Below are 12,658 nucleotides of genomic sequence, written 5' to 3' on the forward strand. Positions count from 1 at the left end.
TCACGAGTCGCGAGGGGTCACCGTCGGCGAAAGCGAGCGGAGGGTTGCGCAGGCCGGGCCCAGCAGGCATAGTTAGGCGCGTGCCTAACTATTACGACCAGCTCGACGGGGTGCTGCGCGCGCTCGCCGACCCGACGCGTCGAGCGGTCGTCGAGCGGCTGGCGAAGTCGCCGGCCGTCGTGTCGGAGCTGGCGGAGCCGTTCGCTATGGCGCTCCCGTCGTTCCTGCAGCATCTCCGGGTGCTCGAGGATGCGGGCGTCATCACCTCCGAGAAGCACGGGAGGGTGCGCACCGTCACCCTCCGGCCGGGAGCGCTCGACGTGCTCCACCTCTGGCTCGGGGAACAGCGCACGCCCGCAGAGCACCAGGCCGACCGGCTCGGCATCCACCTCGTCCGCACCGCCCAGAAGGAGCACTGACATGACCCGCGTCCGCATGGACCTCTTCGCCTCGCTCGACGGCTACACGCCCGACCCCGCCGACGCCACCGCCGACGACCCGATGGGGCCGGACTGGGGGCGCCTCACGTCCGCGTACGTCGGCACCCGCACGTTCCGCGCCAAGCTCTTCGGCGACACGACCGGCGCCGGCACGACCGGCGTGGACGACCGCTACGCCGCCGCGTTCTTCGACGGCATCGGTGCCGAGATCATGGGCGCCGGGATGTTCGGCCTGCACAGCTTCCCCGACGACCCGGGCTGGAAGGGCTGGTGGGGCGAGCGTCCGCCGTTCGGCACCCCGGTGTTCGTGCTCACCCACAGCGCTCCCCGGCCCTCGATCGAGATGGCGGGCGGGACGACGTTCCACTTCCGCGACGCGAGCCCGGAGGAGGTGCTCGCCGAGGCGACCGACGCCGCAGGCGGTCTGGATGTGCGCATCGGCGGCGGCTACGGGACGGCACGGGCGTTCCTGCGCGCCGGTCTGGTCGACGACCTGCACCTGATGGTCGCGCCGATCTTCCTGGGCCGCGGCCACCGCCTGTTCGACGACCTCGCCGGCTTCGACGCCGACTACACGGTGACGAGCGAGGTCGCCGAGAGCGGCGAGCTCCACATCACCCTGACGCGCTGAGAAAGGGACGCCGCATGACCACCGAACGCCGCCTCGCCCGCTCCGGCTTCACCCTCACCCGCGACTACCCCGCGCCGCCCGAGCGGGTCTGGGATGCCTTCGCCGTCGAGCAGGAGAAGCTCGCCTGGTGGGGCGCCGGCGACGCCATCGAGGAGGACCGCGAGTGGGCCTTCGACTTCCGGGTCGGCGGGCGCGACGTGGCTGAGGCGAAGTTCCACAACGGGCCCGTCTCGCGCTACGTCGCGACCTACACCGACATCGTGGAGCACGTCCGCATCGTCACGACGTACGACATGTGGCTGGACGGCGAGCACATGTCCACCTCCGTCGCCTCGCTGGAGTTCGAGCCCGTCGACGGCGGCACACGCTTCACGCACACCGAGCACGGCGTCTTCTTCGACCGGTTCTGGGCCGACGGGGTCGGCCGGGAGCAGGGCACGAAGGGGCTGATCGAGGCCCTCGGCCGCTACCTCACGCCGGAGCGCTGACCGTGGCGTCCTTCTGGAGGCCGACGGCGGGCAGCAGGATGTCGTCGAGCACGCTCATGAGGAACGCCCGGTCGACCGGCTTGCGCAGCACGAGCACGCGGTAGGAGGCCATCGACGGCGCGAGGAGGGCGAGCTGCTCGATGTCCACGTCGGCCGGGATCTCGCCGCGGTCGACCGCCCGCTGCAGGAACAGCCGGTTGACGGAGGCCCGCGGCTCGACGATCGCCTCGTTCACCGCGTCCGTGAACTCGGGATTCTGCGCGAGCATCGAGACGAGGCCCGCCATCACCTGCAGCTTCTTCTCGGCGTCGACGATCGTGTGCGGCTTCATCATCGCGATCAGGTCGCCGCGGAGGGTGCCGGTGTCGGGCAGCTTCGCCGGGTCGGCATCCATCTTCTTCATGCAGGCGACGGCCTCGATCACGAGGTCGGCCTTCGAGGGCCAGCGCCGGTACACCGTGGCCTTGCCGGCCTTGGCGCGCGCGGCGACCATGTCCATGGTCATGCGGTCGTAGCCGACCTCGGCGAGCACGTCGAGGGCGGCGTCGAGGATCTCCGGGTCGCGCGTGTGGTCCCGCTTGCGCCCGAGCCTCGTCGCGGGGGCTGAAGTATCCATTGCGGACAGTCTAGATGAATTTCTGAACAAAAGAGATCCGGAACTAGCGAGTTTCGTATATGCTGGCCCGCATGTCGCAGACCTCCCCCACCCTCCCGCCGGCCGCACCCGGGCAGCCGGCCGTCTCCACCCGCCGCTGGTGGACGCTCGTCACCGTCGCGCTTGCGCAGCTGATGGTCGTGCTCGACTCGACCGTCGTGAACATCGCACTGCCCTCCGCGCAGGCCGACCTCGGCTTCAGCAACGCCGACCGGCAGTGGATCGTGACCGCCTACTCGCTCGCGTTCGGCAGCCTCCTGCTGTTCGGCGGCCGCCTCTCCGACCTCATCGGCCGCAAGCGCGCCTTCATCATCGGCCTCATCGGCTTCGCGGGCGCCTCGGCTCTCGGGGGCGCGGCCGGCACCTTCGGGCTGCTGGTCGGCGCGCGGGCGCTGCAGGGTGCCTTCGGCGCGCTGCTCGCCCCGACCGCCCTCGCGGTGCTGACCACGACCTTCACCGTGCCGAAGGAGCGCGCCCGCGCTTTCGGGATCTTCGGCGCCATCGCCGGGGCGGGCGGCGCGGTCGGGCTGCTGCTCGGCGGCGTGCTCACCGAGCAGCTGGACTGGCGCTGGAACCTCTACATCAACGTCGTCATCGCGCTCGTCGCGGTCGCCGGTGCGGTCGTCTTCGTCACCTCCGTTCCCCGCGTCGGCCCGCGGCCGAAGCTCGACGTGCCCGGCACCATCCTGGTCTCGGCCGCGCTGTTCTCGCTCGTGTACGGCTTCTCCAATGCGGAGTCCGACGGCTGGGACTCGCCCGCCTCGTGGGGCTTCCTCGCCGCCTCGGGGGTCCTCCTGGTCGCCTTCGTGCTGTGGCAGCGCAAGGCGGAGCACCCGCTGCTGCCGCTCCCGATCGTCCTGCACCGCAACCGGGCGGCGTCGTACAGCGCGATCCTGATCGCGGGAGCCGGGATGTTCGGCATCTTCCTGTTCGTCACCTACTACCTGCAGGCGACGCTGAAGTTCACGCCCATCCAGACCGGACTCGGCTTCCTTCCGATGATCGCGATGCTGGTGCTCGCCGCCCAGCTGTCGACCAACATCTTCGTGCCGCGCTTCGGCCCGAAGGTCATGGTGCCGATCGGCATGACGATCGCCGCGAGCGGCATGGTCTACCTGACGCACCTCGGCGTGACCGCGAACTACGCGGCCGACCTGCTGCCGCCGCTGATGATCCTCGGCTTCGGCATGGGCTCCACGATGCCGGCGGCCATCCAGACCGCGACCCTCGGCGTCGACCGCCACTACGCGGGCGTCGCCTCGGCCATGGTCAACACCAGCCAGCAGGTCGGCGGCTCGATCGGCACCGCGCTGCTCAACACGCTCGCCGCGACCGCGGCCGCCGACTACCTCGCGTCGCACCTCCCGCCGACCCCGGCGGTCGCGGCCGAGGCGGCCGTGCACAGCTACGCGACGGCGTACTGGTGGGGAGCGGCGTTCTTCGCCTTCGGCGCCGTGCTGACCGCCTTCCTCTACCGCCGCCGCTCGGCCACCCTCGCGGCCTCGCCCGCGGGCGGCGCCGACGCGCCGGCCGACACGCCGGAGCCGGTCGTCGCGCACTGACCCCAGGTCCGCGCTGAGAACGGAGGAGGAATCGGCCGAAGGGCGTGATTCCCCCTCCGTTCTTGTCATCCCGGCCATTCACGGCCGACCTCTCCTCCGATTCCGACCGTTAACGTTTCATGAACAGTCGTTTCATGCACGTGATTTCCATGAACAAATCGTTCACGGGCTCCTATGCTTCTGGATGTGACCCCCGCCACCGCCGCCCAGAAGCCCGTGCTCGTCCTCGATTTCGACGGGACCGTGTGCATCGGCGATGCTCCGGTGTGGGCCTACGCCGAGGCCGTGATCGCCGGCATCCTCGACGACGGCGACGCGGAGGGCTCGTCCATCGACGCCGACCTGCGGGCGCGGCTCGGCGCCTTCCTCGACGGCGAGCCCGGGTCACCCGCATACGCCGACGGCTACGCCGCGGTCGCCGAGCTCGCAGCGGGCCGGGCGGATGCTGAGCTGCTGCAGCGCGCCTACCAGCGCAGCCGCCGCGAACTGGCCAGCGGCCGGCTGGACGTGAGCGCGCCGGCCGGGCTCGCCGAGTTCCTCGACAGCCTCGTCGACCGCGTGGAACGCGTCCTCGTCACCAACGCTCCCCTCGCCGGCGTCGCCGAGACGCTCTCGACCCTCGGCCTCGCCGACCACATTGACGCGATCCACGCAGAAGCGGCGAAACCGGGAGGCTGGGCCGCCCTGCTGCCCGCCCTCCTGGACGGCCGCGACCCCGCACTGCTGCTCTCCGTCGGCGACATCTGGGGCAACGACCTCGCCGCCCCGCTGGCCGCCGGTTGCCCGGTCGCCCTCATCGACCGGTTTGGACACCGAGCCGGCCCCGCGCAGCTGACCGCCACGACCTTCCCCGAGCTCTACCCGGGGATCGAGGACTGGGCAGCGGACCCGCGCGGCTTCGTCGCCGCGCACCTCCTTCCCGCCACGACGGCCGCGGCCTCCCTCGCTTGACCGACCGTTCCCCGACCGCACCATCACCGCACCATCCGCTGTTCCACCCTCACGAACCCGCAAAGAATGGGACTGTAATGAAACTGCGCAAGACAACCGTGGCCGCCGCATCCGGCCTCGCCATCCTCGCCGCGATCGCCCTGAGCGGCTGCGGTGTCCAGCAGACCGCGGCGGCGGGAGCCTCCTCCACGCCAACGGCCTGCACCGGCAGCTCCGACGACAAGGCCGCCGATCCCACCCAGCTGACGCTCGCCCTCGTCCCCTCGGGCGACGCGAAGAAGCTGGTCGAGACGGTCAAGCCGCTCGAAGAGGCCCTGACCCAGCGACTCGGGATCCCGGTGAAGGGCGTCATCACCCAGGATTACCAGGCCGCCGTCGAGGCGATCGGCAGCAACCAGGCCCAGATCGGCATGCTCCCGAGCTTGCAGATGAGCCAGGCGTGCGACAAGTACGGCGCCGTTCCGGCCCTCCAGACGCAGCGCAACGGCAAGAGCAGCTACGCCGCCCAGTTCTTCACGAACAACCCAGACAAGTACTGCTCCGACAAGCCGGTCGCCGGCGCCAACGGGATGCTCTACTGCAACGGCACCGAGAAGGGCACCGGCCCCGCCGGACTCGACAGCATCGCCAAGGTGAAGGGCGCGACCGTCTCCCTGCTCCAGGCAGCCTCGCCTGCCGGCTACATCTTCCCGGTGGCGGCGCTCAAGAAGGCGGGCATCGACGCCGACAAGGACATCAAGACGGTCCAGGTGACCGCCAATGACGCGAGCGTGCTCGCGGTCTACAACGGCGACGCCGAGGTCGGGACCAGCTACTGGGACGCCCGGAGCGTCGTGCAGAAGGACACCCCGGACGTCGGCTCCAAGGTCGTCGTTTTCGCCCTCACCGACGAGATCCCGAACGACGGTGTCTCGATCACCGGCAAGCTGAGCGGGAAGTGGCAGAAGAAGATCTCTGCGGCGATGAAGGACTACGCGGGCACCCCGGAGGGCGTGAAGGCGCTCACCGCGATCTACCAGATCACGGGCCTGGTGGATGCCGATCCGAAGAGCCTGACCAAGACGCAGGCCACGGCGGCCACCATCGGCCTCGGCTGACACCGCACCACCCGGCTCCCCGGTCTGCCCGCGCGGGCGACCGGGGCGCCGGTGCTCCACCTTCCTACCGATCGACAGAGAGGCTTCCGTGAGCGCGACCATCCCCCCACCGGCGGGCGCCGGTGTGCGGTTCCAGAACGTTGGCGTCACCTACCCCAACGGCTTCACCGGCCTGCGCGACGTGAGCCTCGACATCCCGGCCGGGGAGATGGCCGCCGTCGTCGGTCTCTCCGGCGCGGGCAAGTCGACGCTGATCCGCGCGATCAACGGGCTCGTGCCGATCACCAGCGGCGAGATCACCGTCGGCGACGCGCGCCTGCACGGTCTGCGCGGCAAGCGCCTGCGGGCTCTCCGCAGCGACGTCGGGATGGTGTTCCAGAGCTTCAATCTGGCCAAGCGCACGACCGTGCTGAACAACGTCCTGATGGGCCGGCTCTACCACACCTCCGCCTGGCGCTCCCTCCTCGGGGCGTGGGAGAAGGATGACGTCGAGCTCGCGATGCAGGCGCTCGAGCGCGTGGAGATCGTCTCCAAGGCGTACGCGAACGCGTCGGAGCTCTCCGGCGGTCAGCAGCAGCGCGTCGCGATCGCCCGGACCCTCGCGCAGCGTCCGCGGGTCATCCTCGCCGACGAGCCCGTCGCCTCCCTCGACCCGCCCACCTCGCACGTCGTGATGCGCGACCTGCAGCGAATCAATCAAGAGCTCGGCATCACGGTCGTGGTGAACCTGCACTTCCTCGATCTGGCACGCCGCTACGGCGACCGGCTGATCGGCCTTCGCGCGGGCGAGGTCGTCTTCGACGGCAGCGGCGCCGACGCGGACGAGGCGGTCTTCGAGTCCATCTATGGCCGGTCGCTCACCGCCGACGACGTGCTCGACGCGCCGACGGTGCAGCTGTGACCACCGCGCACGCCGGCGCCGCGCGCCCGGCGAGGCCCCGAAACGGCTGGAAGGCCGTCATCGCCGTCGCCGTGATCGCCGCGATCACGATCTGGTCAGCGGTCGCGATCCAGGTGGATGTCGGTGCCCTGTTCGCCAACGCGCAGAACGCGTCGAATACGCTCATCCAGCTGTTCCAGCCCGACTACACCTTCTTCCCGGAGACGCTGCCCGCGCTGCTGCAGACGGTGCAGATGGCGGTCATCGCTACGGCCGTCAGCGTCGTGGTCGCGCTGCCGCTGTCGTTCCTGGCCTCGCGTGCGACGAACCCGAACGGGTCGGTGCTCGGCGTCGTCCGCCTCGTTATGAACGTGGTCAGGAGCGTCCCCGATCTGCTCTACGCTTCGCTCTTCGTGACGGTCGTCGGCACCGGAGCGCTGTCCGGCATCCTCGCACTCGTGCTCTTCAACGTGGGCATCCTCGTCAAGCTGGTGTCAGAGGCGCTCGACGGTCTCGACCGCGGCGGCCAGGAGGCGGCGCTGGCCGCGGGCGCCACCTGGTTCCGCGCCGATCGCGCGGCCATGGTCCCCGAGGTCGCTCCCGCCTATCTCTCCCAGGCGATCTACGTGCTCGAGCTCAACATCCGCGCCTCCACCGTCATCGGACTCGTCGGCGCCGGTGGCCTCGGCATGCTCATCGACAAGGTGCGCACGTTCTACCAGTACCACTACCTGAGCATGATCATCCTCGAGATCCTCGTGGTCGTTGTGCTGCTCGAGCTGCTGAGCTCGTTCACCCGCCGGAGGCTGCTGCGATGACCGCGACGACGACCCCCGACGCCGTTGGCGCCGCCACCGCGCGGGCGGGCCGCCCGCCACAGGTGCGACCGAAGCGCCCGCTCCGGGTCGCGCGCACGATCGTCTGGGTCGTGGTCACCGCGATCGTCGTCGCTGCGTTCTGGGGCGTCGACATCTCGTGGGACGCCCTCCTGACGCTGCCGGAACGGCTCGGCCACTACCTGAGCCTGATGTTCCTCCCGCCGGCATGGTCGAAGCTCCCGGACGCCCTGGCGGCCACCATACTGTCGGTGGCGATGGCGTGGTTCGGCACAGTGCTCGGCGTGATCGTGTCCTTCCCGCTCAGCCTGCTCGCGACGCGGGGCCTCATGCCGGCCGTGATCCGGTGGCCGCTGCGAGCGCTGTTCGCGGTGCTCCGCGCCGTACCCGAGGTCGTGATCGCCGTGCTCATGCTGTCGGTGACGGGTCTGACGGCGTACACCGGGGCGCTCGCGATCGCTGTCGGTTCCATCGGCACGCTCGGCAAATGGGGGTACGAGAGCTTCGAGTCCGTGGACCGCGGACCGGTCGAGTCGGCGACGGCCGCGGGCGCGTCGCGGCTGCAGGTCATGCGTTGGGGCGTCTGGCCGAGCGCTATGCCGGACGTGCTGGCGTTCTGGCTGTACCGATTCGAGATCAATGTGCGGGCGTCCGCCATCCTGGGCCTCATCGGGGCCGGGGGCATCGGCAAGATGCTGATCGACAACATCCAGTTCCGCGTCTGGGATGTGGTGGGGATGCTGATGATCGTGGTCGTCGTCGTCACCATGGTGATCGATCAGCTCTCCGGGATGGTCCGCCACCGCATCATCGCCGGCCGCTGGGAGCTGCCGCTGGTCACCAGGCTGCGCCGCCGAGCCAGTAGGGTGACCACGTGATCCCCGAACGTCGACGTGCTGGACTGCGCATCCTGCACCTGAGCGACACGCATCTGTTCGGCGACGGGAGCCTCCATTACGGCCGGGTCGACACCCTCGCCGCACTCGACCGCACGCTGGAGCGCGCGGCGACGATCGACGGCGTCGACGTCGTCGCGGTGTCCGGAGACCTCTCCGACGACGGCAGCGCCGAGAGCTACCGCAGCCTCGCCGCGAGGCTCGCACCGTTCGCCGCGGATCTCGGCGCCGAGCTCGTCTACGCGATGGGCAACCACGACCTCCGTAAAGGGTTCGAAGCGGTGCTGGGGGCACGCGAAACGGTGACGCAGCGCAACGGCTTCCGTATCGTCACCCTCGACACGTCCGTGCCCGGCGCAGGCTACGGAGCGCTCGACGCCGACCAACTCGACGCGCTGGCGGACGTTCTCGCCGCACCGGCGCAGCACGGGACCGTCGTCGTGCTCCACCACCCGCCCGTCCCCGCCGCGAGCGCTCTGCTCGCCGCGCTCGAACTGACCACCCCGGAAGCCCTGCTCGACGTCTGTACGGCCGGCGACGTGCGCGCCGTGCTGGCCGGCCATTACCATCACGCCCTCGCGACGCAGGCCCACGGCGTCCCGGTGATCGTTGCGCCCGGCGTCGCGAACAGCTCCGATCCGATGTCGCCGGCCGGCACCGAGAGGGCGACGGTCGGCTCCGGGTTCGCGGTCGTCGACCTTCCGCTCGAGGGGAGCCCTCGCGCCACCTTCGTGCCCGTTTCCGGCCACGGCGACGGTCAGGAGATCTTCGCGCTCGACGCAGCAGAGGTCGAGCGTATCGCCGCGGCCGCGGGAGCGCCGTCGTGAACGAGCAACGGCCCGGGGCCGTGATCGCGACCATCCGGAGCCTGCTGCCGTCGCTTCTCCCGACCGAGCAGGCCGTCGCCGCCGTGTTGCTGGAGCGCTCGTCCGAGATCGTTGAGCTCAGCTCGCAGCAGGTCGCCGACCTCTCCGGGGCGTCCCGCGCCACGGTGGTGCGCACGTGCCAGAGCCTGGGCTTCACCGGCTATCAGCAGCTGCGCGTCCTGCTCGCCCGGGATGCCGCCGCCCTTCCGCCTACCAGCGCCCCGGCGCCGACGGATGCGGCCGGGATCGTCTCCCACACGTTCACGCAGCTCTCCGGCCGGGTCCCGGACATGCTCGCCCTGCTCGACGCGGATGCGGTGGAGCGCGCGGTGACGCTGCTCGCGAAGGCCCGCAGGGTCGTGGTGGCCGGGAACGGTCTCTCCGCGCCGCTGGCGATGGATGCCGCTGCACGGCTCACCAGCATCGGACGCCCCGCCGACGTGCAGCTCGACGTGATCGGTCAGCAGATCACCGCGCGCCTGCTGCAGCCGGGCGACCTCCTGCTGGCGATCTCGGGAAGCGGTTCGAACGCCGCGACGCTGGGGACTGTGGCGGCGGCAAAGGCAGCAGGGGCCGAGGTGATAGCGGTCACCGCCTTCGGCCGCAGCCCGATCGCGCAGTCCGCTCCCCCTGCCCTGGTGGTCACAATGCCCGACCTGACGTTCCGTGACGAGATCACACTCGCCTCCCGATTGCCCCAGGCCATCCTCATCGAGGGCCTCGTCGCCGCGACAACGGACCGCCTCGGCGAGACCGCGACGCGCGCGAAGAGCCTCGCGCTCGACGCGATCGGCGCCAACCTCGCCGAATAGCCACGACTGCGGAGGTCAGTCCAGGGTGGCGAGCCAGCCCTCCATCAGCCGTGCGGACGTCGCCTCGTCGAGGTCGGCCAGCGGCGGCAGCTGGAGGAAGTGCCGCGCGATGGTGATGCCCAGGATGCTGGAGACGACCATCGCTGCGCGCGCGTCCGCATCCTCCCCGGTCATCGTCCTGGCCAGGTTGTCGGTGCGCTCCTGGAGGTAGTCGCGCATGACCGCCGCGGCCTCCGGTGAGGTGAGCATCGAGCGCATCAGGGCGCGCGTGGACGGCGGGAGGTCGTGGAGCCGAGCCGCCAGCACCTCGCGCAGGTGGGCGGGCACCTCGTCGGGGTCGAGGGGGGTCGCCGGACGGACGGCGAGCGAGAAGAGCGCCTGCTTGGTGCCGTAATGCTGCAGCACGAGCGAGGGGTCGACGCCCGCGCGCCGCGCGATGTCGCGGATCGTGGCACCGTCCGCGCCGTGCTCGCCGAACTCGGCCCTCGCCGCGTCCAGGATCTTGGCGGCCGTCGCCACCCTGCGCTCCGCCCGCGTATTTCCGCCCGTCATACATTCACTCTACATCTGTTGAGCGAGAGTGGTATTGTCACTCAACGTGTGGTGAGCGAACTCTCCACAGGAAGGCTGCGCACATGAGCATCGAAGAAGCATCCATCTGCTTCCCCATCCACGACGTGCTGATCGTCGGCGTCTCCCGCGGGCTCGGTCACGCCATAGCCGAGGCCTACGCGAACCGCGGCGCGCGCGTCGTGGGCACCGTGCGCACTCCGGACTCCGAGCCGCCGTCGGGCGTCGAGACCGAGCGCCTCGACCTGACCGACCCGGCGCAGCTCGCCGCCCTGCGCGCCCGACTCGCCGGTCGGCGCTTCGACCTGCTCTTCGTCGTCGCCGGCGTCTCCCTCGCTCCGCGCTGGCAGGCAGGGGCCGAGACCTCCGACGACGATTTCGACACCGTGATGAGGACCAACGTCCTCGGCGTCATGCGGACGGTCGAGGTGCTCCAGGACCTCGTCGACCCCGCGGGAACCATCGCCGTGATGTCGTCGGGACAGGGCAGCGTCGCGAACAACACCAGCGGCGGGTTCGAGGTCTACCGGGCGTCGAAGGCGGCCCTCAACCAGCTGTTCCGCAGCTATGCCGCCCGTCACGCCGACGACGCTCGCTCGCTCCTGCTCCTCGCCCCCGGTTGGGTGCAGACCGGGATGGGCGGCCCTGGCGCTCCGCTCACCATCGACGAGAGCGTGCCCGCGCTGCTCGACACGATCGACCGCCGGCGAGGCGTCGCCGGGCTCGCCTACCTCGACCGGAACGGGGATACCGTGGCCTGGTAGAACACCGCGCCCGCTGAGCGCGGGGGCGACGGCGGCCCCTCCGGCGACCTGGCAGGATGACGGGGTGGGGACCCTTCTTGCCGCCGCCAGCCTGTCGCTGCTCTTCTCGCTCCTGCTGACCCCGGCGTTCATCCGCCTGTTCCGGAGGCTGGAGCTCGGCCAGTACATCCGCGAGGACGGCCCCCAGTCGCACCACGTCAAGCGCGGGACGCCGACCATGGGCGGCATCGTCTTCATCCTCGCGACCCTGTTCGGCTTCTTCGGAGCGGCCCTCCTCACCGGCGGCGTCGGGATCACGCCGTCATCGCTCCTGGTGCTGCTGATGCTGGTCGGGATGGCCGCCGTCGGCTTCGTGGACGACCTCCTCAAGGTGCGCAACCAGCGCAGCCTGGGCCTCGGCGGCTGGTCGAAGATCGCCGGCCAGCTGGTCGTCGGCACGACGTTCGCCATCCTCGCGATCACCGTCCCCAACGCGCACGGGGTGACGGCGGCCTCCACCGCGATCTCGGGCGTCCGCGATATCCCCGCCCTCGATCTCGCCCGGATCGCCACCGCAGTGCCGATCGTCGGGATCGCGCTCTACCTGCTCTGGGTGAACCTCCTGGCCGCCGCCGCGACCAACGGCGTGAACCTGGCGGACGGGCTGGACGGGCTCGCGACCGGCGCGTCCATCCTCTCGATCGGCGCGTACGTGTTCATCGGCTTCTGGCAGTTCAGCCAGGCGTGCGTGGGCGGGAGGCTGCACCCGGACAACGTCGCCAAGTGCTACGCAACCGCCGACCCGCTCTCGCTGGCGATCGTCGCCGCCGCCATCTGCGGCGCGCTCGTCGGGTTCCTCTGGTGGAACACGAATCCGGCGAAGATCATCATGGGCGACACCGGCGCGCTCGGTCTCGGCGGTGCGCTGTGCGCGCTCGCGATCGAGACGCGGACCGAGCTGCTGCTGCTCCTGATCGGCGGCCTGTTCGTCATCGAGGCGGGATCGGTGATCCTCCAGCGGACGTACTTCAAGGCCACGCGGGGCAGACGCCTGTTCCTGATGACGCCCATCCACCACACCTTCGAGCTGATGAACTGGCGCGAGGTCACGATCGTGGTGCGCCTCTGGATCGTCGCCGGCATCCTCGTCGCCGTGGGCCTCGGCGCCTTCTACCTCGAGTGGCTCGCCTGACCCTGCGCGATTCCTGACGAATGCGCGCGCTTCGTCACG

Annotated in this window: 15 protein-coding genes; 13 read left to right on the forward strand and 2 right to left on the reverse strand. The window is 70.4% G+C overall.

The genetic code is table 11. The features are described 5' to 3' along the window. Positions 1-80: 80 nt before the first annotated feature. From HNO83_RS20215 to HNO83_RS02025, 3 genes are read left to right on the forward strand one after another with little or no spacing between them, the layout of a single operon-like run. Positions 81-419, forward strand: coding sequence for an ArsR/SmtB family transcription factor (locus HNO83_RS20215; protein ID WP_175335812.1), 339 nt, complete (start codon positions 81-83; stop codon positions 417-419). Position 420: 1 nt separating this feature from the next. Next, positions 421-1,071 carry a dihydrofolate reductase family protein gene (locus HNO83_RS02020; protein ID WP_175335813.1) on the forward strand — a complete coding sequence of 217 codons (651 nt, stop codon included), beginning with the start codon at positions 421-423 and terminating at the stop codon, positions 1,069-1,071. Between the two features lie 14 nt (positions 1,072-1,085). Then, positions 1,086-1,559, forward strand: coding sequence for an SRPBCC domain-containing protein (locus HNO83_RS02025; protein WP_175335814.1), 474 nt, complete (start codon positions 1,086-1,088; stop codon positions 1,557-1,559). On the opposite strand, the gene HNO83_RS02030 is transcribed toward HNO83_RS02025, so the two are convergent. Next, positions 1,543-2,175, reverse strand: a complete 633-nt coding sequence (locus HNO83_RS02030; protein ID WP_175335815.1) for a TetR/AcrR family transcriptional regulator — start codon at positions 2,173-2,175, stop codon at positions 1,543-1,545. The two genes, HNO83_RS02025 and HNO83_RS02030, sit on opposite strands and share 17 nt — an antisense overlap. A 71-nt stretch (positions 2,176-2,246) precedes the next feature. Here HNO83_RS02030 and HNO83_RS02035 point away from each other — a divergent pair, with 71 nt between their 5' ends. The 8 genes from HNO83_RS02035 to HNO83_RS20700 all read left to right on the forward strand — a co-directional run bounded on the left by HNO83_RS02035 (position 2,247) and on the right by HNO83_RS20700 (position 10,114). Further along, complete coding sequence (locus HNO83_RS02035; RefSeq protein WP_175335816.1) at positions 2,247-3,776, forward strand: MFS transporter; 1,530 nt, start codon at positions 2,247-2,249, stop codon at positions 3,774-3,776. 186 nt (positions 3,777-3,962) lie between these two features. Further along, entirely contained in the window at positions 3,963-4,727 is a 765-nt protein-coding gene (locus HNO83_RS02040) for an HAD family hydrolase (RefSeq protein ID WP_175335817.1), read from the forward strand. Positions 4,728-4,804: 77 nt separating this feature from the next. Then, on the forward strand, positions 4,805-5,824 hold the full coding sequence (gene phnD / locus HNO83_RS02045) for a phosphate/phosphite/phosphonate ABC transporter substrate-binding protein (RefSeq protein ID WP_175335818.1): 1,020 nt from the start codon (positions 4,805-4,807) through the stop codon (positions 5,822-5,824). Positions 5,825-5,912: 88 nt separating this feature from the next. Next, positions 5,913-6,725: a phosphonate ABC transporter ATP-binding protein gene (gene phnC / locus HNO83_RS02050; protein ID WP_175335819.1), complete on the forward strand. Its 813-nt coding sequence runs from the start codon at positions 5,913-5,915 to the stop codon at positions 6,723-6,725. Continuing rightward, the gene (gene phnE / locus HNO83_RS02055) at positions 6,722-7,522 is read left to right on the forward strand and encodes a phosphonate ABC transporter, permease protein PhnE (protein WP_175335820.1); all 801 of its coding nucleotides are present in this window, start codon (positions 6,722-6,724) and stop codon (positions 7,520-7,522) included. The genes phnC and phnE (HNO83_RS02055) overlap by 4 nt, the downstream gene beginning before the upstream one ends. Next, a complete protein-coding gene (phnE, locus tag HNO83_RS02060; protein ID WP_175335821.1) occupies positions 7,519-8,418 on the forward strand; it encodes a phosphonate ABC transporter, permease protein PhnE in 900 nt (299 codons plus the stop codon). Before phnE (HNO83_RS02055) ends, phnE (HNO83_RS02060) begins: the two co-directional genes overlap by 4 nt. After that, positions 8,415-9,263 carry a metallophosphoesterase family protein gene (locus tag HNO83_RS02065; protein WP_349627052.1) on the forward strand — a complete coding sequence of 283 codons (849 nt, stop codon included), beginning with the start codon at positions 8,415-8,417 and terminating at the stop codon, positions 9,261-9,263. The genes phnE (HNO83_RS02060) and HNO83_RS02065 overlap by 4 nt, the downstream gene beginning before the upstream one ends. After that, complete coding sequence (locus HNO83_RS20700; RefSeq protein WP_175335822.1) at positions 9,260-10,114, forward strand: MurR/RpiR family transcriptional regulator; 855 nt, start codon at positions 9,260-9,262, stop codon at positions 10,112-10,114. Before HNO83_RS02065 ends, HNO83_RS20700 begins: the two co-directional genes overlap by 4 nt. A gap of 15 nt (positions 10,115-10,129) precedes the next feature. Here the strand turns inward: HNO83_RS20700 and HNO83_RS02075 are convergent, their stop codons facing one another. Then, a complete protein-coding gene (locus HNO83_RS02075) occupies positions 10,130-10,666 on the reverse strand; it encodes a TetR/AcrR family transcriptional regulator (RefSeq protein WP_175335823.1) in 537 nt (178 codons plus the stop codon). 83 nt (positions 10,667-10,749) lie between these two features. Between HNO83_RS02075 and HNO83_RS20220 the strand changes: the two genes are divergently transcribed. Then, a complete protein-coding gene (locus HNO83_RS20220; RefSeq protein ID WP_175335824.1) occupies positions 10,750-11,448 on the forward strand; it encodes an SDR family NAD(P)-dependent oxidoreductase in 699 nt (232 codons plus the stop codon). Between the two features lie 64 nt (positions 11,449-11,512). Beyond that, positions 11,513-12,619: a phospho-N-acetylmuramoyl-pentapeptide-transferase gene (gene mraY, locus HNO83_RS02085; RefSeq protein ID WP_175335825.1), complete on the forward strand. Its 1,107-nt coding sequence runs from the start codon at positions 11,513-11,515 to the stop codon at positions 12,617-12,619. Positions 12,620-12,658 lie beyond the last annotated feature (39 nt).

It is taken from the genome of Leifsonia sp. C5G2, from assembly GCF_013359685.1.
GTDB lineage: Bacteria > Actinomycetota > Actinomycetes > Actinomycetales > Microbacteriaceae > Leifsonia.

Excerpts from the sequence above, each read along its gene's own strand:
- HNO83_RS02020 (WP_175335813.1), top strand. The coding sequence starts at position 421 with ATGACCCGCGTCCGCATGGACCTCTTCGCCTCGCTCGACGGCTACACG.
- HNO83_RS02025 (WP_175335814.1), top strand. The coding sequence starts at position 1,086 with ATGACCACCGAACGCCGCCTCGCCCGCTCCGGCTTCACCCTCACCCGC.
- HNO83_RS02030 (WP_175335815.1), bottom strand. The coding sequence starts at position 2,175 with ATGGATACTTCAGCCCCCGCGACGAGGCTCGGGCGCAAGCGGGACCAC.
- HNO83_RS02035 (WP_175335816.1), top strand. The coding sequence starts at position 2,247 with ATGTCGCAGACCTCCCCCACCCTCCCGCCGGCCGCACCCGGGCAGCCG.
- phnD (WP_175335818.1), top strand. The coding sequence starts at position 4,805 with ATGAAACTGCGCAAGACAACCGTGGCCGCCGCATCCGGCCTCGCCATC.
- phnE (WP_175335821.1), top strand. The coding sequence starts at position 7,519 with ATGACCGCGACGACGACCCCCGACGCCGTTGGCGCCGCCACCGCGCGG.
- HNO83_RS02075 (WP_175335823.1), bottom strand. The coding sequence starts at position 10,666 with ATGACGGGCGGAAATACGCGGGCGGAGCGCAGGGTGGCGACGGCCGCC.
- HNO83_RS20220 (WP_175335824.1), top strand. The coding sequence starts at position 10,750 with ATGAGCATCGAAGAAGCATCCATCTGCTTCCCCATCCACGACGTGCTG.